Genomic DNA, 22,726 nt, shown 5'->3' with positions numbered 1-22,726 from the left:
GCTGGCACGTAGTTAGCCGTGGCTTTCTGGTTAGGTACCGTCAAGGTACCAGCAGTTACTCTGGTACTTGTTCTTCCCTAACAACAGAGCTTTACGACCCGAAGGCCTTCTTCGCTCACGCGGCGTTGCTCCGTCAGACTTTCGTCCATTGCGGAAGATTCCCTACTGCTGCCTCCCGTAGGAGTCTGGGCCGTGTCTCAGTCCCAGTGTGGCCGATCACCCTCTCAGGTCGGCTACGCATCGTGGCCTTGGTGAGCCATTACCTCACCAACTAGCTAATGCGCCGCGGGCCCATCTATAAGTGACAGCCGAAACCGTCTTTCCATCTTCTCTCATGCGAGAAAAGAACGTATCCGGTATTAGCTCCGGTTTCCCGAAGTTATCCCAGTCTTACAGGTAGGTTGCCCACGTGTTACTCACCCGTCCGCCGCTAATATCAGGGAGCAAGCTCCCATCTATTCGCTCGACTTGCATGTATTAGGCACGCCGCCAGCGTTCGTCCTGAGCCAGGATCAAACTCTCCAATAAAGTGTTTGACTTGCTCATTTGTTTTTATAGTGTGTACTCACTTAAATTTAAACGTTGGCGCTTTGTTTTGTTCAGTTTTCAAAGAGCAATTTATTGCTTAACTTGTAAGCGACTTCTATATCCTACCAAACCTTCTAATTACCGTCAATACTTTTTATAAAAAATTAAGCAAACTTTTCTATAGAATTCGTATTTCGGCAACTTTTATAATATAACAGCGATAAAAAAAATAGTCAATACATTTTTTAAAAAGTATGATAAACAGATAAATATGAATTAGATTGAATCCTTTTTCTCCACAGTAGACTTCTTACTTCTCATATATTTCATGCATTCCGATGTCGGAGCGACTCTTTTAAAAAGGTTAAACAAAATTTTATATCTTTCCTCCATCGCTCGTTTGACAAAAGTATCAATTCTGGCATCCTGAAAATCAAATAGAATTTCATCAAGTTCACGTTTTAAAACATACTCCAATTCTTTTTGTTCCATTTCATTAATCATTAATCCTATCAAACATACCAACTCCTCTGTTCCTTATTATTTCCAAGATTTTACTTTCTAATTCAACAGGAATTTCTAATTAGTCATAATACGTATTTATTTGAATAGATATGAGACAAGAGTATTGTGGACGAGGTGATGTTGATGAACTTTTTCTGGGTATTAAGTGCTCAGTCAATTAAACGATATGCCATAGTTTTATTAGCTGCTTTATTTGCTGCATGGTTCTTATTTCTTCAAAATATTCTTCATGCTCCTGTTTTTTCTACGCCCGATGGACCAAAAGCGGTATATAAGGGTGAAAAAAACATCGCTCTCACCTTTAATATCGGGTGGGGGGATAAACAAGCTTCTCCTATACTAGAGACGTTGAAAAATGAAAAAATCACATCCGCTACTTTCTTCCTTTCCGGATCATGGGCTGAGCGTCATCCTGAAATTGTTGAGACCATAGTAAAAGAGGGATATGAAATTGGTATTTTAGGCTATGCATATGTAGATTATACAGATTTAGATGATGAAGAAATCATTAAAGATATTTCCAAAGCACAGGAAGCGTTTAAGAAGTTGAATGTTAAGGATATTAAACTTCTTCGCGCACCGACCGGACATTTCGATAAACGCTTGTTAAAGATTGGTGAACGATTTGGCTATACAGTTGTTCATTGGAGCATTGACTCAAAGGACTGGACGAATCCAGGTGTAAATACCATTGTCCAAAATATTAATAAAGCTAACAAAGGCGATATTGTTCTTATGCATGCATCTGATTCTGCCAAACAAACAAATAAGGCATTACCGGAACTCATTCAAGAACTCCGCTCAAAGGATTTAAATTTTGTTACAGTATCAGAGATGATTTCTAATTCCACTACCAAACATGAAGAAATTCAGTAAACATAGACAAAGAACGACACAAAGGTCTGGTGCCTTGTGCCGTTCTTTTTGCTGCTTAAACTTCTTTTATATTGATCCCATCTTTCCTTTTTTGGTCACGGCCTTTTTCGTAACGGCTGCTTTATTTGCCCTCTTTGCAGCTAATTCTTTTTGGGAAGCATGAATCAATCGATTGAGAATCAACAATTGGTATACATTACAAACCAACAATGGATATAACATAAAGTACAACCAGCTATCATCATCTGTACGCAAAACAGGAACCCACTCTAATACGGTAATAACTGTCATAAAAAAAAGAGCAGGAATAAATGCTTGCTTATTCGTTTGCTTCACTTTGAAATAGGCAACAATTGCCCCAAAGATAAGTAGAAACACCGCTGGATAGACAAATGGCAGAATCCCTTCTCCCTCATCAGCGAAATTCATATATCGAAAATACACTAGGTCTCCCAGAATAAAGGCCATCAGAACAATTTGAATCCCATTCCATAATGAGGCATTTTTAAAAATCCCAAGCCCAAATCGGTGTATAGTCAAATAGGCAAAGAAGCCAGCTTGACTAATGACGCTAAATATTAAACCTACTCCTACAAGCCACGCAAAGACGGACATTAGCTCCCCTAAGTCGAATGAAGCGAACTCGTCCCATCGTACTACGAAACCGACAATACCTCCTGTTATACCTCCAACGAGTAGCGTCGATATAAATAAACGAACAATATTACGGCTATTCATTATCTTCCCCCAAAAGTAAACAATTTCTTTCTCTAATTTTACCAACCCACACGTGAAAAATCCACCCTTCTCTATAGACGCATAAAATCATCTTTCTAATCCATATTAAACATATGGTGAATTGAAAGGAAAGGGGGGATTCTTAACATGAGATATGGAGTTACTTTATTATTGTTCTCCATGTTTTGCCTCGTAGGTTCTGGATGTAGCCAAAACGGAACAAGCGTAGCGAAAATGGACTATGAAGAAACAAAAAAAATGGTTGTTGATATCTTAAAAACGGATGATGGTAAAAAGGCAATTCAAGATGTCCTTTCTGACAAATCAATTAAAAGCGAGCTAATTTTAGATCAAGATGTTGTTACAAAAGCTGTTGAAACAACAATTACATCAGATAAAGGCCAGAAGTTCTGGGAAAAGTCCTTTAAAGATCCAAAATTTGCAGCGAGCTATGCAAATAGCTTAAAAAAGGAACATGAACAACTCTTAAAAGATCTTGCCAAAGACCCGAACTACCGTGCAATGATTATGACTATTATGAAAGAGCCGGGTTTCCAAACTGAAATTGATAAGTTGTTAAAATCCAATGAAGTTCGCTCTATATATAAAGAAACGATACTTGAAACAATGGACAGTCCTTTAGTAAAAGCCAAAATACAAGACATTCTCATAAAAGCTGCAACCAATCTTCAATCTGAACAAAAGTCTAGTGATAAGAAAAAAAGTTCAACAGAAGATACAAGCGGTGGCGGAGGGGGTTAAATTGCAAGGGGGACTAGCACAGAGTTAGATGAGCTAGCCCCCACAAACCATTTCTTTAATGATTTTAGATTTCCGCTTTGTGTTAATACCCATGTATAACTAAGACCGATTGTACAATCATTCAACATCGCTAGCCCTTACAATTTTCTTAATTAGTGATTGTGTGAATGATTTTATTAGCAATCTCTTCATAAATTTTGCCCAAACGATGTTCTTCTGCATAAACAGAAGGAGCGAAGTCTTCCTCATTCCAATCCGGTTGTTGAAGAGGCAGACGCCCTAATACTTCTGTGCGAAGCTCTTCTGCCAGCTTATCTCCCCCTCCTTTACCGAATACATATTCTTTTTCACCTGTTACTTTACTTTCAAAAAACGCCATATTCTCAATGACTCCAATAACTTCATGTTCAGTTTTAATCGCCATCGCACCCGCTCTTGCCGCTACAAATGCAGCAGTCGGATGGGGTGTTGTCACGATGATTTCCTTACATGCAGGAAGCATGGTATGTACATCTAATGCAACATCCCCTGTACCAGGAGGTAGATCGAGAAGTAAATAGTCAAGCTCCCCCCACTCTACTTCATTAAAGAAACTATTCAGCATCTTGCCGAGAATTGGCCCACGCCAAATAACCGGTGCATTATCTTCTACAAAAAAGCCCATCGAAATGACTTTAACGCCAAATCGCTCAACCGGAATAATCTTCTCACCACGAACTACAGGTCGTTTCGATATACCCATCATGTCAGGAACACTAAATCCATAAATATCAGCATCCACGAGACCGACTTTTTTCCCAAGCCGAGCTAATGCAGTTGCCATATTTACAGATACAGTTGATTTCCCAACCCCACCTTTACCACTAGCGATTGCAATAAACACAGTCTTGCTCGTAGGCGATAATAATCCTAAATCAACTTGTTCGTGTGACACGCTATCACGATGCTTCGCCAACTCCTCTTCAGACAATTCAGAAAAACGAATCCCTACCGATGATGCTCCGCCGCTCTTCAATGCATCTACAATTTGCGTTTGTAATTGTAATTGTTCTGCGGTTCCAGTTTTTACAATCGCTATTTTCACACTAACATGGCCTTTTTCAGGTTTAATTTTGACTTCAAGAATTCCATTGGTTTCTACCAGGCTTTTATGAAGAAAAGGGTCATTAAGGTCCTTTAATATATCTACTATGCTTTCTTCGGTTAACATGATTTAGGCACCCACCTTAAATGAATTCGTTTCCAATGATAGTAGTATATCATATTCCAAAGCGAATGCTTATTCGTTAGCTTCTGAACTTACTTTTGGAATCTTAGGCGTCTTAATTCCACTTTTAAGTATCTTATTCCTCATATTCATTAATCTCTACTGAATCCTCTGTAAAGTACCGCAAGACTCCATTATAAACAGCTGCAGAAATTTTTTCCTGATAAGATTCTTTAATTAGGTTTTCTCTTTCTTCATTATTAGAAAGAAAGCCAATTTCCACTAATGCACCTGGTTTTTTTGCGTTAGACATTACATATACTTGATTAATGGTTTTCGCTTCCCGAGATGTATTTTCTAAGTTTCGAATAATTTCAGTTTGAATAAATTTTGCCACCTTTTTATTCTCTTCGAATCTCCCCGTATAAAACGTTTGAGCACCTTTCCACTTCTTTGAAGGAATGGAATTGAGGTGAATACTAAGAAATAAATCGGCATTCGATTCATTAATAAAGGCAACCCGATTATGTAAATCTTCCTGCTTTCGATTACGAACACCTTTCGTACCTTCATCTGCAAGGTCCTTGTCACTTTCTCTTGTCATAAGAACTAATGCCCCTTGTTCTTGTAAGAGGTCTCTTATTTTCAATGTTACGGCCAGTGAGACTTCCTTTTCTAACACATTTTCAGCAGTGGCTCCCCCATCTATTCCTCCATGCCCGGCGTCTAGCACAATAATTTTCCCAGACAAAGGAAGGTTCCACGCATTCCAAGAATCATTTTCCATAAACTTAAACGTCACAATTAAGAATAGCGCAATCAGACCAAGGGCTACTCCTGTATATTTCAATTTTCTAACCATTCGGATCACCTCTCGCTTGTCCTAGTCCCATATATTATAAAGTATGCATACTTTACAAAAAGTAGAACAAGCTGTTTGGGTGAATCATCAAATAGTTCTCTTTAGTGAAGTCTTAATTTATACGATCTTTCCCCAGTCTGAAATCCTTCCCTCCACCACATTTCAACATACGCACTACACCTATAATAAAGGCTATCATTGTACAGTTCTTGCTCACCGATCTTCCCCCAATAAAGAATAAAGTTAAATAGGGCATCAATAAGATGTGTCTCTTCTTTTTGGCATCGTGCCTTCACCATATCTTCAGATTCACCATAATAACCAAATCTGCTGTAATGGCCCCCAAGTAAATAGCTCTCGACAGCCACATCAAAGCAACCTTCCTCCAAAACCTCAGAAACACGGATTCCATTAAATGAATCAGGACCAAAAAACTCCCGAATTCCCACCCTCATGTTTTCCACAGATAAATCCCGAAGCAACCGTCGCTCATATTTTACCTGGCGTACTCTCCGACGCTCCTCAAAACCCTCTATAATCACAAACAGCACCTCCAAAGGGGTCAGACCCCTTTTCCCAAATTATTTCCTGGCTTAACTATAGTGTCTGCGAGCCTAGGGTAGCAATGCTAGTTATTAGATGGAAATTTCCCATTTGGATAACAAACCTAATCCTTCGATTAGGATCTTACAGACATTAATCAGCCCTGAATATTTCAAATTATGGCGCACTTACCAATCTTTCTCCTTCGACAAAATACGACATTTACTTTAAACTTTACTTACACGGTAGATTTCGGTTGGTAAGCCATTTTATCGTGACAAGGATCTCCCAAAAGGGCCAGACCTCGCGTTTATACACAGTTTAAACTGCGTATAAAGCATGAGGTCTGGCCCTTTTATTTTGGATATCCTCTTTATCACAATAATCAATTATCTAGCATTGAGGATTAAAGACATTTTCAATATAAAAAAGACCCCCAAACCAAATGGTTCGAGAGCCTTGAAACGTAATAAAATTAACGTTTTGAGAACTGAGGTGCACGACGCGCGCCTTTAAGACCGTATTTTTTACGTTCTTTCATACGAGGGTCACGTGTTAGTAATCCAGCAGCTTTAAGAGCTGGACGGAATTCTGGATCTACTTGAAGCAATGCACGTGCGATACCGTGACGGATTGCGCCAGCTTGACCAGTGTATCCACCACCGTTAACATTTACAAGAATGTCATATGTTCCAGTAGTTTCAGTAGCAACTAGTGGTTGGTTAACAACTTCACGTAGCGCTGCAAATGGGATGTATTCATTAATTTCACGTCCGTTAATAACGACGCGACCTTCGCCTGGTACTAAACGTACACGAGCTACTGAGCTCTTACGGCGACCAGTACCATAATATTGAACTTGTGCCAAGATAGTAACCTCCTTAATAATTATCCGCGTAATTCGTATACTTCAGGTTGTTGAGCTTGGTGTTGGTGCTCAGGTCCTGCATATACGTGTAATTTTTTGAAAATTTGACGACCTAGAGAATTCTTTGGAAGCATTCCTTTGATAGCAAGTTCAAGCATTCTCACAGGGTAGTTTGTACGCATCTCAAGAGCCGTTCTTGATTTAAGACCGCCTGGATGCATAGTATGACGGTAGTAGAGTTTGTCATTTAACTTGTTTCCAGTTAAATGAATTTTCTCTGCATTGATTAAAATTACATGATCGCCAGTATCAACGTTCGGTGTAAATGTTGGTTTGTTTTTGCCACGTAAAATGGATGCTACTTCAGTAGATAGACGTCCTAAAGTTTTACCTTCAGCGTCAATTACATACCATTTACGTTCAACTTCGTTAGCTTTTGCCATAAATGTCGTACGCATGATTAACCTCCTAAAAATTGTTTCACGTTATATTTATTTTCAATCACAATAAACTTTCCGGGGCTTATCGCGGGATTAAAATACATACCATATTATATTATATGCTTCCACTTCTATTGTCAAGTGAATGTTACACCAGGTTTAGTTGTCTTAAGAAAAACTTTAATTTCCATCACGATAATGGACTTCCCATAAATATAATCCTTGTGCAGGTGCAGTCTTTCCAGCCAATCCACGATCCCTTTTTTCAAGAATCATTGGCATTTCTTCAGCTTTCCTTTTCCCATTACCAACTTCTAAAAGCGTTCCAACTAGAATTCGGACCATATTATACAAAAAACCTGTGCCTCTAAAACGAAAAACAAACATGTCTCCTTCTTCATAAAAGTCAATCTCATGAAGAGTACGAACCTTATCTTTAACGTCTGTATTAGCAGCACAAAAACTAGAAAAATCGTGAGTGCCAACCAAATAAGAGATGGCTTTACGAATGGATGTTTCGTTTAAATCATACGGAAAGTGGTGCGTATAATTACGGCGAAACGGATCTTTTTGATGACTACGATTTACAAAGTATCGATATTCCTTGCCATCTGTATCAAAGCGGGCATGAAAATCAGTAGAAGCTACTGATGAATGCAGGACAACAATATCATCAGGGAGTAATGCATTGAGTCCTCGTTCCCATTTCTCTGCTGGGAATGTGTATGGAGAATCAAAATGTATAACCTGCCCTTTCGCGTGAACACCAGCGTCGGTCCTCCCCGATGCAGTCACTTTGACATTCTTGCCTTTATGCATTTTAGCAAGCGCCTTTTCAAGCTCACTTTGGACCGTGCGTTTATCTGGCTGCACTTGATAGCCAGCAAAAAGGCTTCCATCATAAGTAATTGTACATTTATACCTTTGCATGATCTACCCTCTTTACGAACGTAATAAAACTAACAAAATTGTCAAAACTACTAACGATAACATTAATAATGTATCAACTGTTTGCCATTTTAACTGACGATATTTCGTCCGTCCCTCACCACCGCGATAGCCACGAGCTTCCATTGCAATCGCAAGCTCCTCTGCCCTCTTAAATGCACTCACAAACAATGGAACCAGTAATGGGACAATCGCTTTAATCCGCTCTTTTAAAGGGCCAGAAGAGAAGTCAACCCCTCTTGCCATTTGTGCCTTCATAATTTTATCTGTCTCTTCCATCAAAGTAGGAATAAAACGCAATGCAATCGACATCATCAGTGATAATTCATGTACGGGTAGCTTCCACTTTTTAAAAGGATGCAGAAGTGTCTCCATCCCATCTGTTATGGAAATTGGATTCGTTGTTAATGTTAGCAGTGAAGTGACAAGAATCAAAAACGTAAATCGTAGTGAAATAAAAAGACCTTGTCTCAAGCCCCCATCATAAATCTCTAACCAACCAAAATTGAACACCACTTCTCCTTCTTTAGTAAACAGAATATGCAGGACAAATGTAAAGATAATTAGAAATAAAATCGGCTTTAATCCGTTATATAGAAAACGAATGGGTATTTTCGAAAGCATCAGCAAAATTAGTGTAAACAAACCAATCAATCCATAAGAAATCAGATTATTCGCCAAAAAAATGATACACACAAATAAAAAAACAAGAAGTAACTTTGAACGTGGGTCCATTTTATGGATAGTAGAATCAACAGGAACATATCTACCGAGGATCATTTTATCAAGCATTATCGATTCCCCCGTTCCATTGCCTTTTTAACTTCAGTAGCCAGATCTTCAATCGATAAACAAGGCCGATCAAACCGAACACCTAACTCTTTTTGTAGCTTCAATTGAAACCGGACTGTATCTGGAACATCAAGACCTAACTCCAGCAATTGTTCCGGCTGTGAGAAGATATCAAATGGAGTCCCTTTTTTAAATACAGTACCTTGGTGCATGATGATGATTTCATCTGCATAGCGAGCTGCATCCTCCATACTGTGGGTAACAAGTATTGTTGAAATTCCTCTTTCTTTATGAAGCTGGTAGAACATGTCCATAATCTCCATCCTACCACGAGGATCTAAACCTGCTGTCGGCTCATCTAAGACAAGAACATCAGGCTCCATCGCTAGAACACCAGCAATCGCCACTCTGCGCATTTGCCCTCCTGAAAGATCGAAGGGAGACTTCTCTAGAATCTCTTCATCCATGCCCACCTGTTCTAAAGCTTTCCTCGCACGGTCCTTTGCATCCTTTTCTGAAACCCCAAAATTCATCGGGCCAAAGCAAATGTCCTTTTCAACCGTTTCTTCAAATAACTGATGCTCGGGAAACTGAAATACAATTCCTACACTTCTTCTTATTGCACGAAGGTGCTTTTCCTTACGACCGGACTCAATCGTGCGATCGCCAATCGTGATAGAACCCTTTGTCGGCTTCAGCAATGCGTTTAAATGTTGAAGCAATGTCGATTTTCCTGAACCGGTATGTCCAATAATCGCTGTATACGATCCTGATACAATGTCCATATTCACATCATGTAATGCTAAATGTTCGAACGGTGTATTTATTTGGTATCGATATTCTACATCTTGGAGTGTAATTCGCATAGTTCTCTCACCAACTCTTCCTCTGTCAAATGGCTTTTTATTAATCCAATTCCACGTTCTTTTAATTCTTTACTTAATTTGACGGAAAAAGGGATATCGAGACCTAGCTCTATTAACTCACCTTCCATTTGAAAGATATCAGTTGGTATTCCTTGGCGATAAAGTTTCCCCTCATTCATCACAATCATTCGGTCAGCCTTCGCAGCTTCCTCAAGGTCATGGGTAATGGAAATAACCGTTAAAAGATTCTCTTCTTTCAGTTCTCTCACGGTTTCAAGTACTTCTTCCCTACCCCTTGGATCTAGCATAGAAGTCGCTTCGTCTAAAATTATCAAATCTGGCTGCAAGGCTAAGACACCTGCAATCGCCACTCTCTGCTTTTGACCACCTGATAGATGGTGCGGCTCTTGATTGAGAAAGCTCTCCATTTTCACTTTGTTTAAGGCATTCTGCACCCTTTGAACCATCTCTGGTAACGGAATACCCGCATTTTCCAAACCAAAAGCCACATCATCCTGCACAGTAGCTCCGACAAATTGATTATCTGGATTTTGAAAAACCATCCCAATTTTGCTCCGAGCTTCCCAAACCGTCTCTTCAGTCAACTCTTTTCCATTGACAAGAATAGTCCCAGCTTGAGGAAATTGAAGGCCGTTAAGCAGCTTCGCAAGTGTTGATTTACCAGAACCGTTATGACCTACAATTGCAAGCCACTCACCCTCATATATGTCAAAAGAAACATGATCAACTGCATGTCTTGATTGACCTTCGTATTTGAAAGCGATATTTTCTAATGAAACCAGTTTCTTCCCCATTATGCTCTCTCCTATCCTCAGCTAACCTCTTCTTATCTTATCTCAGCTCAGATTGAAATGAAACCATACATATTTTTGGATAAAAAAAAACGCTGCACCCCTTCCACCGAAATGTATCGGTAAATTAAGAGCAGCTTTTCCTCATACCCATTTCGATAAATGGGTACATTCTTATTACGCTTTCACATAAGCGGGAAGGGGTACTTGAGCTAGACGTGAGGGTAACAGCATCCTGCATACCAGCCATCGTAACACTCAAATAGCGATTTCTTATATGTTTTTTCTAGTTGTATATAAAAGAAAAGGACGAAGAACAAGTTTTTGTTCAACTGTCCTAAGCCCTCTTCAAAGCTGTTATTAAACTAACTCGATAACTACGATTGGTGCAGCGTCTCCGCGACGTGGACCCATTTTCAAGATACGAGTATAACCGCCTTGACGTTCTTCGTAACGAGGAGCGATGTCACTGAATAATTTTTGTAGAGCATCTTGCCCACTCTCAGCGTTAGCCACTTCTTTACGGATGAAGCTAGCTGCTTGACGACGAGCGTGTAAGTCACCACGTTTACCAAGAGTAATCATTTTTTCAACAACAGAACGGATTTCTTTAGCACGTGCTTCTGTAGTTTCAATGCGCTCATGGATGATAAGATCAGTAGCTAAATCACGAAGTAATGCTTTACGTTGAGCGCTAGTGCGTCCTAACTTTCTGTAACCCATGTAGAGATTCCCTCCTTCTATAGAAGTTAAATATTCATTGTGCGAGGCTTACAATAAAATGCCTAGTTCAGCTTAGCCGACTAGTCATCAGTCATCTTTACGAAGACCTAAGCCTAATTCTTCAAGCTTGGCTTTCACTTCTTCAAGTGATTTGCGCCCTAAATTTCGTACTTTCATCATATCTTCTTCCGTTTTATGAGCAAGCTCTTGAACGGTATTAATTCCAGCACGTTTTAAGCAGTTATAAGAACGGACTGAAAGATCTAGTTCCTCAATAGTCATCTCAAGAACTTTTTCTTTTTGGTCTTCTTCTTTTTCTACCATAATTTCAGCATTTTGAGCTTCATCCGTTAAACCAACGAAAATATTCAAATGCTCTGTTAAAATCTTAGCCCCAAGAGCAACTGCCTCTTGTGGTCCATTGCTTCCATCTGTCCAAACGTCAAACGTTAATTTGTCATAGTTAGTCATCTGGCCTACACGAGTATTTTCAACTTGGTAGGAAACACGAGCTACAGGAGTATAGATCGAATCGATTGGAATCACACCAATTGGCTGGTCTTCTCTTTTGTTCTGATCAGCAGGAGTATATCCACGGCCGCGACGAGCCATTAAACGCATTCGCATATGGCCATTTTTCCCAATAGTAGCAATGTGTAAATCCGGATTAAGAATTTCCACGTCACTGTCATGAGTGATATCAGCAGCTGTAACAACTCCATCACCCTGCACATCAATTTCAAGCGTCTTTTCTTCATCGGAATAAATCTTTAGAGCAAGCTTTTTCACATTAAGAATGATAGAAGTTACATCTTCTACGACGCCTTCAATTGTTGAGAACTCATGCAGCACTCCATCAATTTGTATAGATGTGACAGCAGCACCTGGGAGTGAGGATAGAAGAATACGACGTAAGGAGTTACCCAAAGTTGTTCCATATCCACGCTCAAGTGGCTCTACGACGAACTTGCCATACTTGGCGTCATCGCTGATTTCAACCGTTTCGATTTTTGGTTTTTCTATTTCGATCATTTAACAAACCCTCCTTCAAAACGTCGAAACCTCGGTCAGTAAGTATCCGAACTTATAACCGAAATTCCCCATGTATACGTTCCCGCTTGTGAGCAACAACTGAATTAATCATTCTGTTAGAACGCAAACTTAGTATTATGTCCCATTATAGACATGAATACAAAATTTATACAGAAAAATTAAACACGGCGACGTTTTGGTGGACGGCATCCGTTATGAGGAACTGGAGTTACGTCTTTAATTGCAGTTACTTCTAGTCCAGCAGCTTGAAGTGCACGAATTGCAGCTTCACGTCCAGCACCTGGTCCTTTAACAGTAACTTCAAGAGTTTTCATACCATGTTCGATTGATGTTTTTGCAGCAGTTTCAGCAGCCATTTGAGCAGCGAATGGAGTCGATTTACGTGATCCACGGAAACCTAGTGCTCCAGCACTTGACCATGAAATTGCGTTACCATGTGAATCTGTGATAGTAACAATAGTATTATTGAACGTTGAACGAATATGTGCAATACCAGTTTCTATATTCTTTTTCACACGACGTTTACGTGTATTAGTTTTACGTGCCATGAAATGTAACCTCCTTTACTGATTATTTTTTCTTGTTAGCTACTGTACGACGAGGTCCTTTACGCGTACGAGCGTTGTTTTTTGTATTTTGTCCACGAACAGGAAGACCACGACGGTGGCGTAAACCACGGTAGCTACCAATTTCCATTAGACGTTTGATATTTAAAGAAATTTCACGACGAAGGTCACCTTCTACTTTTAAAGCATCGATGATTTCACGGATTTTGTTTAATTCATCTTCCGTTAAGTCGCGAGTACGAGTTTGCTCAGAAATACCAGCATCTGCAAGAATCTTAATCGCAGTTTGTTTTCCAATACCGAAAATATATGTTAAAGAAATGACAATACGTTTGTCACGGGGAATATCAACACCAGCAATACGTGCCATTGATGTGTGCACCTCCTTCTATATTAGCCTTGTTTTTGTTTATGTTTAGGGTTTTCGCAAATAACCATAACTTTACCTTTTCTGCGGATAACTTTACACTTTTCGCAGATTGGCTTTACAGATGGTCTGACTTTCATTGCTATCTAACCTCCTTATACAGATCGGAGCGTAACCAGATTATTTAAATCGGTATGTGATTCTGCCGCGAGTTAGATCATACGGGGAAAGCTCAACCGTAACTTTATCTCCAGGCAAAATGCGAATAAAGTGCATACGAATTTTACCGGATACATGAGCTAAAACAGTATGACCATTTTCTAATTCTACCTTAAACATTGCATTTGGCAAAGTCTCTTGTACTGTGCCTTCTACTTCAATTACATCGTCTTTCGCCATTAAGTGATTCTCCCTTCTCTATGCATGGACCCATTTAGCACATGAACAATACCACCTTTGCAACACATTGTCAATGACGACAAAGGCTTGCGAGAAGTATAGCTCTTTCTAAAAGGGTTCACATCTTTCCGTCAACATTACTTTCGTCCATCATCCTCTAAAGTCTTCACATCACTGCTTTTTTAGATTTCGCTTCCTAACAAAAGCGTAACCATACCAGGCTTCTACCGATAACCAAGTTTTAGGCGGACCGGTTTGAGGAATATTTGGCCCTCATGTAAGTCTTGACCGATTATGTGGCCTCCATACTCTCTACTGAAAGAGAAGCTTCCAGCCTTGACATAGGTTTGAATAGCGTGGGAGATGTTTGAAAGACGCACATGTTACTCGCTTCTTTCAACTCTCTATATAATGACTCTAGCTTCTTCAAAGAGTCGTTTTGTTTCTCCACAACCTTATCGCAAAGTTGATAGCAGCTTATTGATATCTTCAAAAACAATATTAATATCCTGTTGACCATTAATGTTGCGTACATAACCCTTCGCTTCATAGAAGTCGAGAAGTGGTTGTGTTTGCTTAAGATTTACGTCCAGACGATTCTGAACTGTTTCTTCATTGTCATCAGCACGTTGATAAAGTTCTCCGCCGCAACGGTCACATACATCATTAACTGCAGGTGGATTGAATACAAGGTGATAAGTAGCACCGCAAGATTTGCAAATGCGTCGCCCAGTCAATCTATCCATTAAGATGTTTTTATCAACATCGATATTAATTACATATTGTAATTGACGATCCAAGTCTGAAAGAATCTTTTCAAGCGCTTCTGCTTGAGCTACAGTTCTTGGAAAACCATCAAGCAAGAAACCTTGACTGCAATCATCTTGACTTAATCGCTCACGAACAATACCGATTGTTACTTCATCAGGAACTAACTCGCCTTTATCCATGAATGATTTAGCTTGTAAACCAAGTTCCGTGCTGTCTTTAATAGCTGCTCGGAACATATCTCCAGTTGAGATATGAGGGATGTTATACTTTTCGACGATTCTTTCGGCTTGGGTACCTTTTCCGGCACCCGGAAGACCCATTAACACTAAATTCACTCATCAAACCCCCTCAAACTCCATAATGGATTTTTAGGGAACATCAATGTCCCTAAATCTCCATTACTTTATAAAGCCTTTATAATGACGCTTTACTAACTGTGATTCAAGTTGCTTCATCGTATCAAGTGCAACACCAACTACGATTAGAATACTCGTTCCACCAATTTGTGCCGAGGCCGGCAAGTTAGCAAGTTGTATGAATATCACCGGCAAAATTGCGATAACTGCTAAAAATAGCGAGCCAACGAAAGTCAAGCGATATAACACACTTGTCACATAGTCTTGCGTCGCTTTTCCTGGTCGAATGCCTGGTACATAGCCACCCTGTTTCTTCAGATTATCTGCCATTTGTTCAGGATTAACTTGAATAAATGCATAAAAATATGAAAATGCAATGATAAGTGCCACATAGATGACCATACCAATTGGGTGTTGATAAGTAAGATTATTCGTTATCCATTCTGTAACCTTATTCGAACCAAAGAATGAAGCGATTGTTGTTGGCGTAACAAGAAATGCCATGGCAAAGATTACAGGAATTACTCCCGCAGCATTTACTTTTAACGGTAAGTGTGTAGATTGCCCTCCCGCCGGTGTACGGCCTGCCGCCGCACGCTTAGCGTATTGAATAGGAATTTTACGTAGTGCTTGTTGAATAAAGATAACAGCAACCACAACTGCTAACACTGCAATCAAAAGTAAAACAACTGTAATAATCCTCAAGAAGAGTTGGTCACCCGCATCTTCAAATTGCTGAGCAAAAATCTGGTTTGCAGTATTTGGCATTCCTGCTACGATACCAGCAAAGATGATAATGGAAATTCCGTTACCGACTCCTTTGGACGTAATCAGTTCTCCTAACCACAAGAGAAAAGCCGTACCAGCTGTTAATACTAGTGCAATAAGCAGATAAGTAGTAACACCAGCGTTTTTGATAAGCATTCCATTAGACATGTTGTTAAAGCCATAGGACATACCAAGTGCTTGGATAAATCCAAGTATTATAGTGAAATAGCGAGTAAACTGAGCTAATTTACGACGTCCAGCTTCTCCTTGCTTGGACCACTCAGTGAACTTTGGAACAACATCCATCTGTAAAAGCTGGATAATGATCGAAGCCGTAATATACGGCATAATTCCCATAGCCAAGATAGAGAAGTTTTGGAGTGCTCCACCACCAAAAGTGTTAAGAACACCAAATACGCTTAGCTGATCTTGAGCCTTTAACACATCGGCATTCACATTCGGTACGGGAATAAATGTACCGATGCGATAGACGATGAGCATTAAAAGGGTAAACATGATTTTGTTTCTTATATCAGCCACGCGCATAAAGTTGGAAATCGTGTGAAACATTAAATCACCTCAGTTGTACCGCCAGCTGCTTCAATAGCTTCTTTTGCAGTAGAGGAGAATTTATGAGCTTTAACAGTAAGCTTTTTCTCAACATTGCCTTTGGCAAGAATTTTGATTCCTGCTTTTTCTTTACTTACGATACCTGTCTCAATTAATAGAGCAGGTGTTACTTCAGTACCATCTTCGAAGCGGTTTAACACTTCAAGATTTACGATAGCGTAATCTTTACGGTTGATGTTCGTGAATCCACGTTTAGGCAAACGTCTGAATAAAGGAGTTTGACCACCTTCGAATCCAAGACGTACTCCACCACCAGAACGAGCATTTTGACCTTTATGGCCTTTACCTGCTGTTTTACCGTTACCAGAACCAATACCGCGACCTTTACGTTTGCGCTCTTTACGAGCACCTTCTGCAGCTTTTAATTCATGAAGTTTCATTGTTTGTTGGCACCTCCTTGTTAAGTGAGAATTATTTTATTGTTCGTTTACAGTAACAAGATGACCAACTTTGTTAATCATACCGCGGATCGCAGGGTTATCATCATGAACAACTGTTTGATGCATTTTGCGTAAACCCAAAGTATTAACTGTAACACGTTGGTCATCCGGACGACCAATCAAGCTGCGAGTGAGGGTAATTTCTAATTTATTTGCCATTGATATTCCCTCCTTATCCTAACAGTTCTTCTACTGATTTACCACGTAGTTTTGCTACGTCTTCAGCACGTTTTAATTGCTTTAATCCTTCAATTGTAGCACGAACCATATTGATAGGTGTGTTCGTTCCAAGTGATTTTGAAAGAATATCACTTACTCCACCTAATTCAAGTACCGCACGAACCGGACCACCAGCGATAACTCCTGTACCTTCAGAAGCAGGTTTTAAAAGGACATGACCTGCACCAAAGCGACCGTTCACTAGATGTGGAATTGTCGTACCAACGACAGGAACCGTAACTAGATTTTTCTTAGCATCCTCAATAGCTTTACGAATTGCATCAGGCACTTCTTGTGCTTTACCTGTTCCAAAGCCAACGTGACCGTTCTTGTCACCTACAACTACAAGTGCAGTGAAACGGAAACGACGTCCGCCTTTTACAACTTTAGCTACGCGGTTAACTGTTACTACACGCTCTTCAAGTTCTAATTTATTAGGATCAATACCTCGCATCAGTTTTGTCCCTCCTTTATCTATTAAAATTGTAAGCCGTTTTCACGAGCAGCGTCAGCTAATGCTTTAACACGTCCGTGGAAAAGGTATCCACCGCGGTCAAATACAACAGCGCTGTATCCTTTTTCAACTGCACGCTTCGCAATAAGTGCGCCAACTTGTTTTGCAGCTTCTGCATTACTTGCTGCTTCAATGTTAAGCTCTTTATCAAGAGTAGAAGCACTTGCTAGAGTTACGCCAGTTGCATCGTCAATTAATTGAGCGTAAATGTGTTTGTTTGAACGGAACACATTTAAACGAGGACGAGCTTCAGTTCCAGAAAGTTTAGCACGAACACGTGCATGTCTTTTCTGACGAGTAGCGTTTTTATCAAGCTTCGTAATCATTTACGTCACTCCTTTCATTTACTCAGGCGACATTACTTACCTGTTTTACCTTCTTTACGACGAACAAATTCGCCTTCGTAACGGATACCTTTACCTTTATAAGGCTCTGGCGGACGAACTTGACGAACATCAGCAGCTAATGCGCCAACGCGTTCTTTGTTAATCCCTTTGATAATGATCTTTGTATTTGCAGGAACTTCAACTTCTAGTCCTTGTTCAACTTCGAATTCAACCGGGTGAGAATATCCTACGCTTAGGACAAGTTTGTTACCTTGCTTTTGAGCACGGTAACCTACCCCGATAAGTTCTAGTTTTTTTTCAAAACCTTTAGAAACACCCTCAACCATGTTTGCGATAACCGCACGAGTTGTACCATGAAGGGCACGGTGTTCTTTTGCGTCAGATGGACGTGTTACAGTTAACACGTTTTCTTCCACAGAGATTGTAAGATCTGAATTGAAAGTTCTAGATAGTTCACCTTTTGGTCCTTTAACAGCTACTTCACTACCGTTGAGAGTAACTGTTACACCAGCAGGAATTTCAATAGGTTTTTTACCTATACGTGACATTTAGTGCACCTCCATTCTTGTGAAAATGTATTACCAAACGTATGCTAGTACTTCTCCGCCAACTTGTTTAGCGCGAGCTTCTTTATCTGTTAAAACTCCCTGAGAAGTAGAAACAATTGCGATACCTAAACCATTAAGAACGCGTGGAACCTCACCAGTTTTTGCATAAACACGTAGACCAGGCTTGCTGATACGTTTTAGTCCTGTGATAACACGTTCGTTGTTTGCACCGTATTTTAAGAAGATACGGATGATACCTTGTTTGTTGTCTTCGATTAACTCAACGTCACGTACGAAGCCTTCACGCTTTAAGATCTCAGCAACTTCCTTTTTGATCTTAGAAGCGGGAACTTCCAATTTCTCGTGACGAACCATATTCGCATTACGAATGCGAGTCAGCATATCTGCAACAGGATCTGTCATGACCATTATTATTTACCTCCTTCCCATAATCGGGTATTACCAGCTAGCTTTTTTCACGCCAGGAATTTGTCCTTTATATGCAAGTTCACGGAAACAAATACGGCATAGTTTAAATTTACGGTATACAGAGTGTGGACGTCCGCAACGTTCGCAACGTGTGTACTCTTGAACACCAAATTTAGCTCCGCGTTTTTGCTTCACGATCATTGATTTTTTAGCCACGTTTTCGCCTCCCTTTACTTAGAGATTACTTTTGGAACGGCATTCCTAATTGAGTAAGTAGTTCACGAGATTCTTCGTCAGTATTAGCAGTCGTTACAATAACGATGTCCATACCACGAACTTTGCTCACTTTATCGTAGTCAATCTCAGGGAAGATAAGTTGCTCTTTAACACCCAAAGTGTAGTTCCCGCGACCATCAAAAGATTTTTTTGAAACTCCGCGGAAGTCACGTACACGTGGTAAAGAAACAGAAACTAGCTTATCAAGGAAATCATACATACGCTCACCGCGTAATGTAATTTTCGCACCGATAGGCATACCTTCACGTAGACGGAAGCCTGCGATAGATTTTTTAGCTTTTGTTACAACAGGTTTTTGTCCAGAGAGAAGTGCCAATTCTTCAACAGCAACATCTAATGCTTTTGAATTTGAAACTGCATCACCAACACCCATGTTAATAACGATTTTATCCACTTTAGGGACTTGCATTACTGATTTATAATTAAATTTGCTCACTAGAGCGGGACTAATTTCTTTTTGGAATTTTTCTTTTAGGCGGTTCATTACTTAGTGTACCTCCCTTCATTAATGACTTATTTATCTAAAGATTCACCTGAAATTTTAGCTACGCGTACTTTTTTGCCGTCTTCAATCTTGTAACCAACACGAGTTGGTTTTCCAGTTTTCGGATCAAGTGGCATAACATTGGATGCGTGAATAGCAGCTTCTCTGCTGATGATTCCACCTTGTGGATTCAATTGAGATGGCTTAGAGTGCTTTTTCACGATATTAATTCCTTCAACAAGCACACGATTTTTCTTAGGGTATGCTACAAGAATTGTACCTTGTTTGCCTTTGTCCTTACCAGAGATGACTACGACTTTATCACCTTTTTTAACATGCATTAGCTTCGCACCTCCTTGAAAGGCCTTTTACGATATTTATCATTATAAAACTTCTGGAGCAAGTGATACGATTTTCATAAAGTTGCTGTCGCGTAATTCACGTGCAACAGGTCCAAAAATACGTGTTCCACGTGGACTTTTATCGTCACGAATAATTACACATGCGTTTTCATCGAAACGAATGTAAGAACCGTCAGGACGACGCATACCACGTTTTGTACGTACAACAACTGCTTTAACTACTTCACCCTTTTTAACAACGCCACCTGGTGTTGCCTGTTTGACTGTTACAACGATGACATCACCGATGTTTGCAGTTTTACGGCCTGAACCACCAAGAACTTTAATTGTTAGTACTTCACGAGCACCAGAGTTATCAGCTACTTTTAAACGTGATTCTTGTTGAATCATGTACGAAACCTCCCTTCGGATTTAACTTAATCCGAACATAGATTAGATAATTACAGCTTTTTCTACTACTTCTAATAAACGGAAACGTTTTGTAGCGGATAATGGACGAGTTTCCATCACTTTAACTACATCGCCAATTTTAGCTTCATTTAACTCATCATGAGCCTTGAATTTCTTAGAATACTTTACGCGCTTACCGTATAGTGAGTGCTTTTTGTAAGTTTCTATAAGAACAGTTACCGTTTTATCCATTTTGTCGGATACAACGCGTCCAGTATATACTTTACGTTGGTTGCGTTCGCTCATTCTGCAAACCTCCCCTCAATTATCGATTGTTGACACCGATCTCTCTTTCACGAACAACTGTTTTCATACGAGCGATCGATTTACGAACTTCACGAATACGTGCTGTATTTTCAAGTTGTCCAGTAGCTAACTGGAAACGAAGATTAAATAATTCTTCTTTAAGAGATTTTACTTTTTGTTCAATTTCGGCAGTGGTTAACTCTTTAATTTCATTAGCCTTCATTTGATTCACCACCAATTTCTTGACGTTTAACAAACTTACATTTAATTGGAAGTTTGTGCGCTGCAAGACGTAACGCTTCTCGTGCCACCTCTTCAGGTACGCCAGAGATTTCAAACATTACTTTACCCGGTTTTACAACTGCTACCCATCCTTCAGGGGCCCCTTTACCGGAACCCATACGTACTTCTAGAGGTTTAGCAGTGTATGGTTTGCTTGGGAAAATCTTAATCCAAACTTTACCGCCACGTTTCATATAACGAGTCATAGCGATACGAGCAGCTTCGATTTGACGGTTCGTAATCCATGATGCTTCGATTGCTTGAAGGCCATATTCACCGAAGTGTACTTCAGTTCCGCCTTTAGCATTACCTCTCATTTTACCGCGATGTTCACGACGGTATTTAACGCGTTTAGGCAATAACATATTATTTTCCTCCTTCCTCAGATTTCTTCTTAGTAGGAAGAACTTCTCCACGATAGATCCATATTTTCACGCCTAGCTTACCATAAGTAGTATCCGCTTCAGCATGTGCATAGTCAATGTCAGCGCGAAGTGTGTGTAGAGGTACAGTTCCTTCACTGTAGTGTTCAGCACGAGCGATATCAGCTCCGCCAAGTCGACCAGATACTTGTGTTTTGATTCCTTTAGCGCCGGCACGCATAGTACGTTGAATCGCTTGTTTCTGTGCACGACGGAACGAAACACGGTTTTCTAATTGACGTGCTACGTTTTCAGCAACTAATTTAGCATCAAGATCTGCTCTTTTAATTTCGATGATATTAATATGAACTCTTTTACCAGTTAACTGGTTCAAAGCTTTACGAAGTGCTTCAACTTCAGTACCACCTTTACCAATAACCATACCTGGTTTAGCAGTGTGTACTGAAACATTTACGCGGTTAGCAGCACGTTCAATTTCGACTTTTGATACTGAAGCATCGCTTAAACGTTTCGTGATATATTCACGAATTTTAAGGTCTTCATGCAAAAGAGTAGCATAGTCTTTATCAGCGTACCATTTCGATTCCCAATCACGAATAATTCCGATACGCATACCGATTGGATTTATCTTTTGACCCACAGTTTACCCCTCCTTCTTTTCTGATACAACGATAGTAATATGACTAGTACGTTTGTTAATCGCACTCGCACGTCCCATTGCGCGTGGACGGAAACGTTTCAATGTTGGTCCTTCATTTACGTATGCCTCTGAAACAACTAGGTTATTGATATCCATTTCGTAGTTGTGTTCTGCGTTTGCGACAGCAGACTTCAAAACTTTTTCTACGATTGGAGAAGCGGCTTTTGGAGTTAAGCGGAGAATCGCTACAGCTTCACCTAATTGTTTTCCTCGAATTAAATCTGCAACTAAACGGACTTTACGAGGAGCAATACGAACTGTTCTAGCAACAGCTTTTGCTTGCATGAGATGCCCTCCTCTCGTTAACGTCTTGTTTTCTTGTCATCACTTGCGTGACCTTTATAAGTACGTGTAGGTGCGAATTCGCCAAGTTTATGACCTACCATGTCTTCCGTTACATAAACCGGTACGTGTTTACGACCATCATAGACAGCGATTGTGTGACCGATAAATTGTGGGAAGATTGTTGAACGACGAGACCAAGTTTTAACAACTTGCTTCTTATCAGTTTCATTTAACTTTTCAACCTTAACGATCAAATGCTCATCAACAAATGGACCTTTTTTTAAGCTGCGACCCATGAGTGTACCTCCCTTCGTGATTGTGCTACGGCTCTATATGTGAA

At 39.9% G+C, this 22,726-nt stretch carries 37 protein-coding genes, 1 pseudogene and 1 other annotated feature; of the genes and pseudogenes, 2 read left to right on the top strand and 36 right to left on the bottom strand.

What is annotated here, in order from left to right:
- Positions 1-520, bottom strand: a sequence feature (16S ribosomal RNA rRNA prediction is too short).
- Between the two features lie 284 nt (positions 521-804).
- Complete coding sequence (locus AC625_RS00780; protein ID WP_049679574.1) at positions 805-1,044, bottom strand: hypothetical protein; 240 nt, start codon at positions 1,042-1,044, stop codon at positions 805-807.
- A gap of 132 nt (positions 1,045-1,176) precedes the next feature.
- Between AC625_RS00780 and pdaB the strand changes: the two genes are divergently transcribed.
- Complete coding sequence (gene pdaB, locus AC625_RS00775; protein WP_049679573.1) at positions 1,177-1,929, top strand: polysaccharide deacetylase family sporulation protein PdaB; 753 nt, start codon at positions 1,177-1,179, stop codon at positions 1,927-1,929.
- A gap of 66 nt (positions 1,930-1,995) precedes the next feature.
- On the opposite strand, the gene AC625_RS00770 is transcribed toward pdaB, so the two are convergent.
- Positions 1,996-2,667 carry a KinB-signaling pathway activation protein gene (locus tag AC625_RS00770; RefSeq protein ID WP_049679572.1) on the bottom strand — a complete coding sequence of 224 codons (672 nt, stop codon included), beginning with the start codon at positions 2,665-2,667 and terminating at the stop codon, positions 1,996-1,998.
- 147 nt (positions 2,668-2,814) lie between these two features.
- On the opposite strand from AC625_RS00770, the gene gerD reads away from it, so the two are divergent.
- Positions 2,815-3,429, top strand: coding sequence for a spore germination lipoprotein GerD (gerD, locus tag AC625_RS00765; RefSeq protein WP_049679571.1), 615 nt, complete (start codon positions 2,815-2,817; stop codon positions 3,427-3,429).
- A 148-nt stretch (positions 3,430-3,577) separates the two neighbouring features.
- Here the strand turns inward: gerD and AC625_RS00760 are convergent, their stop codons facing one another.
- From AC625_RS00760 to rpsS, 34 genes and pseudogenes are all read right to left on the bottom strand, one after another.
- Positions 3,578-4,639 (bottom strand): P-loop NTPase, encoded by a 1,062-nt coding sequence (locus AC625_RS00760; RefSeq protein WP_049679570.1) that lies wholly within the window; start codon positions 4,637-4,639, stop codon positions 3,578-3,580.
- 133 nt (positions 4,640-4,772) lie between these two features.
- Positions 4,773-5,498 (bottom strand): N-acetylmuramoyl-L-alanine amidase CwlD, encoded by a 726-nt coding sequence (gene cwlD, locus AC625_RS00755; protein WP_049679569.1) that lies wholly within the window; start codon positions 5,496-5,498, stop codon positions 4,773-4,775.
- Between the two features lie 101 nt (positions 5,499-5,599).
- Positions 5,600-6,040, bottom strand: coding sequence for a DUF2521 family protein (locus tag AC625_RS00750; protein WP_049679568.1), 441 nt, complete (start codon positions 6,038-6,040; stop codon positions 5,600-5,602).
- A 476-nt stretch (positions 6,041-6,516) separates the two neighbouring features.
- Positions 6,517-6,909: a 30S ribosomal protein S9 gene (gene rpsI / locus AC625_RS00745; protein WP_049679567.1), complete on the bottom strand. Its 393-nt coding sequence runs from the start codon at positions 6,907-6,909 to the stop codon at positions 6,517-6,519.
- A 20-nt stretch (positions 6,910-6,929) separates the two neighbouring features.
- On the bottom strand, positions 6,930-7,367 hold the full coding sequence (gene rplM, locus AC625_RS00740; protein ID WP_049679566.1) for a 50S ribosomal protein L13: 438 nt from the start codon (positions 7,365-7,367) through the stop codon (positions 6,930-6,932).
- 162 nt (positions 7,368-7,529) lie between these two features.
- Positions 7,530-8,279 carry a tRNA pseudouridine(38-40) synthase TruA gene (truA, locus tag AC625_RS00735; RefSeq protein ID WP_049679565.1) on the bottom strand — a complete coding sequence of 250 codons (750 nt, stop codon included), beginning with the start codon at positions 8,277-8,279 and terminating at the stop codon, positions 7,530-7,532.
- A 12-nt stretch (positions 8,280-8,291) separates the two neighbouring features.
- The gene (locus tag AC625_RS00730) at positions 8,292-9,089 is read right to left on the bottom strand and encodes an energy-coupling factor transporter transmembrane component T family protein (protein ID WP_049679564.1); all 798 of its coding nucleotides are present in this window, start codon (positions 9,087-9,089) and stop codon (positions 8,292-8,294) included.
- Positions 9,089-9,955, bottom strand: coding sequence for an energy-coupling factor ABC transporter ATP-binding protein (locus AC625_RS00725; protein ID WP_049679563.1), 867 nt, complete (start codon positions 9,953-9,955; stop codon positions 9,089-9,091). Before AC625_RS00725 ends, AC625_RS00730 begins: the two co-directional genes overlap by 1 nt.
- The gene (locus AC625_RS00720; RefSeq protein ID WP_049679562.1) at positions 9,931-10,770 is read right to left on the bottom strand and encodes an energy-coupling factor ABC transporter ATP-binding protein; all 840 of its coding nucleotides are present in this window, start codon (positions 10,768-10,770) and stop codon (positions 9,931-9,933) included. The genes AC625_RS00725 and AC625_RS00720 overlap by 25 nt, the downstream gene beginning before the upstream one ends.
- A 357-nt stretch (positions 10,771-11,127) precedes the next feature.
- Positions 11,128-11,490: a 50S ribosomal protein L17 gene (rplQ, locus tag AC625_RS00715; RefSeq protein WP_049679561.1), complete on the bottom strand. Its 363-nt coding sequence runs from the start codon at positions 11,488-11,490 to the stop codon at positions 11,128-11,130.
- 87 nt (positions 11,491-11,577) lie between these two features.
- Complete coding sequence (locus AC625_RS00710; RefSeq protein WP_049679560.1) at positions 11,578-12,522, bottom strand: DNA-directed RNA polymerase subunit alpha; 945 nt, start codon at positions 12,520-12,522, stop codon at positions 11,578-11,580.
- 179 nt (positions 12,523-12,701) lie between these two features.
- Positions 12,702-13,091, bottom strand: coding sequence for a 30S ribosomal protein S11 (gene rpsK, locus AC625_RS00705; protein WP_028390438.1), 390 nt, complete (start codon positions 13,089-13,091; stop codon positions 12,702-12,704).
- A 22-nt stretch (positions 13,092-13,113) separates the two neighbouring features.
- Positions 13,114-13,479, bottom strand: a complete 366-nt coding sequence (gene rpsM / locus AC625_RS00700; protein ID WP_049679559.1) for a 30S ribosomal protein S13 — start codon at positions 13,477-13,479, stop codon at positions 13,114-13,116.
- Between the two features lie 23 nt (positions 13,480-13,502).
- A complete protein-coding gene (gene rpmJ, locus AC625_RS00695) occupies positions 13,503-13,616 on the bottom strand; it encodes a 50S ribosomal protein L36 (protein ID WP_003156543.1) in 114 nt (37 codons plus the stop codon).
- 40 nt (positions 13,617-13,656) lie between these two features.
- Entirely contained in the window at positions 13,657-13,875 is a 219-nt protein-coding gene (gene infA / locus AC625_RS00690; protein ID WP_028390440.1) for a translation initiation factor IF-1, read from the bottom strand.
- Positions 13,876-14,118: 243 nt separating this feature from the next.
- A pseudogene (locus AC625_RS28410) lies at positions 14,119-14,293 on the bottom strand (M24 family metallopeptidase); the annotation flags it as partial.
- A 37-nt stretch (positions 14,294-14,330) separates the two neighbouring features.
- Positions 14,331-14,981, bottom strand: a complete 651-nt coding sequence (locus AC625_RS00685; protein ID WP_049679558.1) for an adenylate kinase — start codon at positions 14,979-14,981, stop codon at positions 14,331-14,333.
- A gap of 63 nt (positions 14,982-15,044) precedes the next feature.
- A complete protein-coding gene (secY, locus tag AC625_RS00680) occupies positions 15,045-16,340 on the bottom strand; it encodes a preprotein translocase subunit SecY (RefSeq protein WP_049679557.1) in 1,296 nt (431 codons plus the stop codon).
- Complete coding sequence (gene rplO / locus AC625_RS00675; RefSeq protein ID WP_049679556.1) at positions 16,340-16,780, bottom strand: 50S ribosomal protein L15; 441 nt, start codon at positions 16,778-16,780, stop codon at positions 16,340-16,342. The genes secY and rplO overlap by 1 nt, the downstream gene beginning before the upstream one ends.
- Positions 16,781-16,816: 36 nt before the next feature.
- Positions 16,817-16,999 (bottom strand): 50S ribosomal protein L30, encoded by a 183-nt coding sequence (rpmD, locus tag AC625_RS00670; protein ID WP_049679555.1) that lies wholly within the window; start codon positions 16,997-16,999, stop codon positions 16,817-16,819.
- A 13-nt stretch (positions 17,000-17,012) separates the two neighbouring features.
- Positions 17,013-17,513, bottom strand: coding sequence for a 30S ribosomal protein S5 (gene rpsE, locus AC625_RS00665; protein WP_049679554.1), 501 nt, complete (start codon positions 17,511-17,513; stop codon positions 17,013-17,015).
- Between the two features lie 23 nt (positions 17,514-17,536).
- Positions 17,537-17,899, bottom strand: a complete 363-nt coding sequence (rplR, locus tag AC625_RS00660; RefSeq protein ID WP_049679553.1) for a 50S ribosomal protein L18 — start codon at positions 17,897-17,899, stop codon at positions 17,537-17,539.
- A gap of 32 nt (positions 17,900-17,931) precedes the next feature.
- Positions 17,932-18,468, bottom strand: a complete 537-nt coding sequence (gene rplF, locus AC625_RS00655; RefSeq protein ID WP_049679552.1) for a 50S ribosomal protein L6 — start codon at positions 18,466-18,468, stop codon at positions 17,932-17,934.
- A 30-nt stretch (positions 18,469-18,498) separates the two neighbouring features.
- On the bottom strand, positions 18,499-18,897 hold the full coding sequence (gene rpsH, locus AC625_RS00650) for a 30S ribosomal protein S8 (protein ID WP_028390448.1): 399 nt from the start codon (positions 18,895-18,897) through the stop codon (positions 18,499-18,501).
- A gap of 30 nt (positions 18,898-18,927) precedes the next feature.
- A complete protein-coding gene (locus tag AC625_RS00645) occupies positions 18,928-19,113 on the bottom strand; it encodes a type Z 30S ribosomal protein S14 (protein WP_028390449.1) in 186 nt (61 codons plus the stop codon).
- Positions 19,114-19,138: 25 nt separating this feature from the next.
- Positions 19,139-19,678, bottom strand: coding sequence for a 50S ribosomal protein L5 (rplE, locus tag AC625_RS00640; RefSeq protein ID WP_049679551.1), 540 nt, complete (start codon positions 19,676-19,678; stop codon positions 19,139-19,141).
- A 29-nt stretch (positions 19,679-19,707) separates the two neighbouring features.
- Positions 19,708-20,019 (bottom strand): 50S ribosomal protein L24, encoded by a 312-nt coding sequence (rplX, locus tag AC625_RS00635; RefSeq protein ID WP_049679550.1) that lies wholly within the window; start codon positions 20,017-20,019, stop codon positions 19,708-19,710.
- A 42-nt stretch (positions 20,020-20,061) separates the two neighbouring features.
- Complete coding sequence (gene rplN, locus AC625_RS00630; RefSeq protein ID WP_049679549.1) at positions 20,062-20,430, bottom strand: 50S ribosomal protein L14; 369 nt, start codon at positions 20,428-20,430, stop codon at positions 20,062-20,064.
- Between the two features lie 42 nt (positions 20,431-20,472).
- Positions 20,473-20,736, bottom strand: coding sequence for a 30S ribosomal protein S17 (gene rpsQ / locus AC625_RS00625; protein WP_049679548.1), 264 nt, complete (start codon positions 20,734-20,736; stop codon positions 20,473-20,475).
- 19 nt (positions 20,737-20,755) lie between these two features.
- The gene (gene rpmC, locus AC625_RS00620; protein WP_028390454.1) at positions 20,756-20,959 is read right to left on the bottom strand and encodes a 50S ribosomal protein L29; all 204 of its coding nucleotides are present in this window, start codon (positions 20,957-20,959) and stop codon (positions 20,756-20,758) included.
- Entirely contained in the window at positions 20,949-21,383 is a 435-nt protein-coding gene (gene rplP / locus AC625_RS00615) for a 50S ribosomal protein L16 (RefSeq protein WP_049679547.1), read from the bottom strand. Before rplP ends, rpmC begins: the two co-directional genes overlap by 11 nt.
- A 1-nt stretch (position 21,384) precedes the next feature.
- Positions 21,385-22,041: a 30S ribosomal protein S3 gene (gene rpsC, locus AC625_RS00610; RefSeq protein ID WP_049679546.1), complete on the bottom strand. Its 657-nt coding sequence runs from the start codon at positions 22,039-22,041 to the stop codon at positions 21,385-21,387.
- Between the two features lie 3 nt (positions 22,042-22,044).
- Positions 22,045-22,386 (bottom strand): 50S ribosomal protein L22, encoded by a 342-nt coding sequence (gene rplV / locus AC625_RS00605; RefSeq protein ID WP_049679545.1) that lies wholly within the window; start codon positions 22,384-22,386, stop codon positions 22,045-22,047.
- A gap of 17 nt (positions 22,387-22,403) precedes the next feature.
- Entirely contained in the window at positions 22,404-22,682 is a 279-nt protein-coding gene (gene rpsS, locus AC625_RS00600) for a 30S ribosomal protein S19 (protein ID WP_049679544.1), read from the bottom strand.
- Positions 22,683-22,726: the final 44 nt, after the last annotated feature.

This window comes from Peribacillus loiseleuriae (assembly GCF_001183985.1).
In the GTDB taxonomy this organism is placed as follows: Bacteria; Bacillota; Bacilli; order Bacillales; family DSM-1321; genus Peribacillus; species Peribacillus loiseleuriae.
Note: the sequence above shows the minus strand (reverse complement) of the source record. Positions and strands in the feature narration are given on the sequence as shown.

What these genes read in the sequence shown, in the direction of transcription:
- pdaB (WP_049679573.1), top strand. Translation starts at nt 1,177, where the DNA reads ATGAACTTTTTCTGGGTATTAAGTGCTCAGTCAATTAAACGATATGCC.
- AC625_RS00770 (WP_049679572.1), bottom strand. Translation starts at nt 2,667, where the DNA reads ATGAATAGCCGTAATATTGTTCGTTTATTTATATCGACGCTACTCGTT.
- gerD (WP_049679571.1), top strand. Translation starts at nt 2,815, where the DNA reads ATGAGATATGGAGTTACTTTATTATTGTTCTCCATGTTTTGCCTCGTA.
- AC625_RS00760 (WP_049679570.1), bottom strand. Translation starts at nt 4,639, where the DNA reads ATGTTAACCGAAGAAAGCATAGTAGATATATTAAAGGACCTTAATGAC.
- cwlD (WP_049679569.1), bottom strand. Translation starts at nt 5,498, where the DNA reads ATGGTTAGAAAATTGAAATATACAGGAGTAGCCCTTGGTCTGATTGCG.
- rplM (WP_049679566.1), bottom strand. Translation starts at nt 7,367, where the DNA reads ATGCGTACGACATTTATGGCAAAAGCTAACGAAGTTGAACGTAAATGG.
- truA (WP_049679565.1), bottom strand. Translation starts at nt 8,279, where the DNA reads ATGCAAAGGTATAAATGTACAATTACTTATGATGGAAGCCTTTTTGCT.
- AC625_RS00730 (WP_049679564.1), bottom strand. Translation starts at nt 9,089, where the DNA reads ATGCTTGATAAAATGATCCTCGGTAGATATGTTCCTGTTGATTCTACT.
- AC625_RS00725 (WP_049679563.1), bottom strand. Translation starts at nt 9,955, where the DNA reads ATGCGAATTACACTCCAAGATGTAGAATATCGATACCAAATAAATACA.
- AC625_RS00720 (WP_049679562.1), bottom strand. Translation starts at nt 10,770, where the DNA reads ATGGGGAAGAAACTGGTTTCATTAGAAAATATCGCTTTCAAATACGAA.
- rplQ (WP_049679561.1), bottom strand. Translation starts at nt 11,490, where the DNA reads ATGGGTTACAGAAAGTTAGGACGCACTAGCGCTCAACGTAAAGCATTA.
- AC625_RS00710 (WP_049679560.1), bottom strand. Translation starts at nt 12,522, where the DNA reads ATGATCGAAATAGAAAAACCAAAAATCGAAACGGTTGAAATCAGCGAT.
- rpsK (WP_028390438.1), bottom strand. Translation starts at nt 13,091, where the DNA reads ATGGCACGTAAAACTAATACACGTAAACGTCGTGTGAAAAAGAATATA.
- rpsM (WP_049679559.1), bottom strand. Translation starts at nt 13,479, where the DNA reads ATGGCACGTATTGCTGGTGTTGATATTCCCCGTGACAAACGTATTGTC.
- rpmJ (WP_003156543.1), bottom strand. Translation starts at nt 13,616, where the DNA reads ATGAAAGTCAGACCATCTGTAAAGCCAATCTGCGAAAAGTGTAAAGTT.
- infA (WP_028390440.1), bottom strand. Translation starts at nt 13,875, where the DNA reads ATGGCGAAAGACGATGTAATTGAAGTAGAAGGCACAGTACAAGAGACT.
- secY (WP_049679557.1), bottom strand. Translation starts at nt 16,340, where the DNA reads ATGTTTCACACGATTTCCAACTTTATGCGCGTGGCTGATATAAGAAAC.
- rplO (WP_049679556.1), bottom strand. Translation starts at nt 16,780, where the DNA reads ATGAAACTTCATGAATTAAAAGCTGCAGAAGGTGCTCGTAAAGAGCGC.
- rpmD (WP_049679555.1), bottom strand. Translation starts at nt 16,999, where the DNA reads ATGGCAAATAAATTAGAAATTACCCTCACTCGCAGCTTGATTGGTCGT.
- rpsE (WP_049679554.1), bottom strand. Translation starts at nt 17,513, where the DNA reads ATGCGAGGTATTGATCCTAATAAATTAGAACTTGAAGAGCGTGTAGTA.
- rplR (WP_049679553.1), bottom strand. Translation starts at nt 17,899, where the DNA reads ATGATTACGAAGCTTGATAAAAACGCTACTCGTCAGAAAAGACATGCA.
- rplF (WP_049679552.1), bottom strand. Translation starts at nt 18,468, where the DNA reads ATGTCACGTATAGGTAAAAAACCTATTGAAATTCCTGCTGGTGTAACA.
- rpsH (WP_028390448.1), bottom strand. Translation starts at nt 18,897, where the DNA reads ATGGTCATGACAGATCCTGTTGCAGATATGCTGACTCGCATTCGTAAT.
- rplE (WP_049679551.1), bottom strand. Translation starts at nt 19,678, where the DNA reads ATGAACCGCCTAAAAGAAAAATTCCAAAAAGAAATTAGTCCCGCTCTA.
- rplX (WP_049679550.1), bottom strand. Translation starts at nt 20,019, where the DNA reads ATGCATGTTAAAAAAGGTGATAAAGTCGTAGTCATCTCTGGTAAGGAC.
- rplN (WP_049679549.1), bottom strand. Translation starts at nt 20,430, where the DNA reads ATGATTCAACAAGAATCACGTTTAAAAGTAGCTGATAACTCTGGTGCT.
- rpsQ (WP_049679548.1), bottom strand. Translation starts at nt 20,736, where the DNA reads ATGAGCGAACGCAACCAACGTAAAGTATATACTGGACGCGTTGTATCC.
- rpmC (WP_028390454.1), bottom strand. Translation starts at nt 20,959, where the DNA reads ATGAAGGCTAATGAAATTAAAGAGTTAACCACTGCCGAAATTGAACAA.
- rplP (WP_049679547.1), bottom strand. Translation starts at nt 21,383, where the DNA reads ATGTTATTGCCTAAACGCGTTAAATACCGTCGTGAACATCGCGGTAAA.
- rplV (WP_049679545.1), bottom strand. Translation starts at nt 22,386, where the DNA reads ATGCAAGCAAAAGCTGTTGCTAGAACAGTTCGTATTGCTCCTCGTAAA.
- rpsS (WP_049679544.1), bottom strand. Translation starts at nt 22,682, where the DNA reads ATGGGTCGCAGCTTAAAAAAAGGTCCATTTGTTGATGAGCATTTGATC.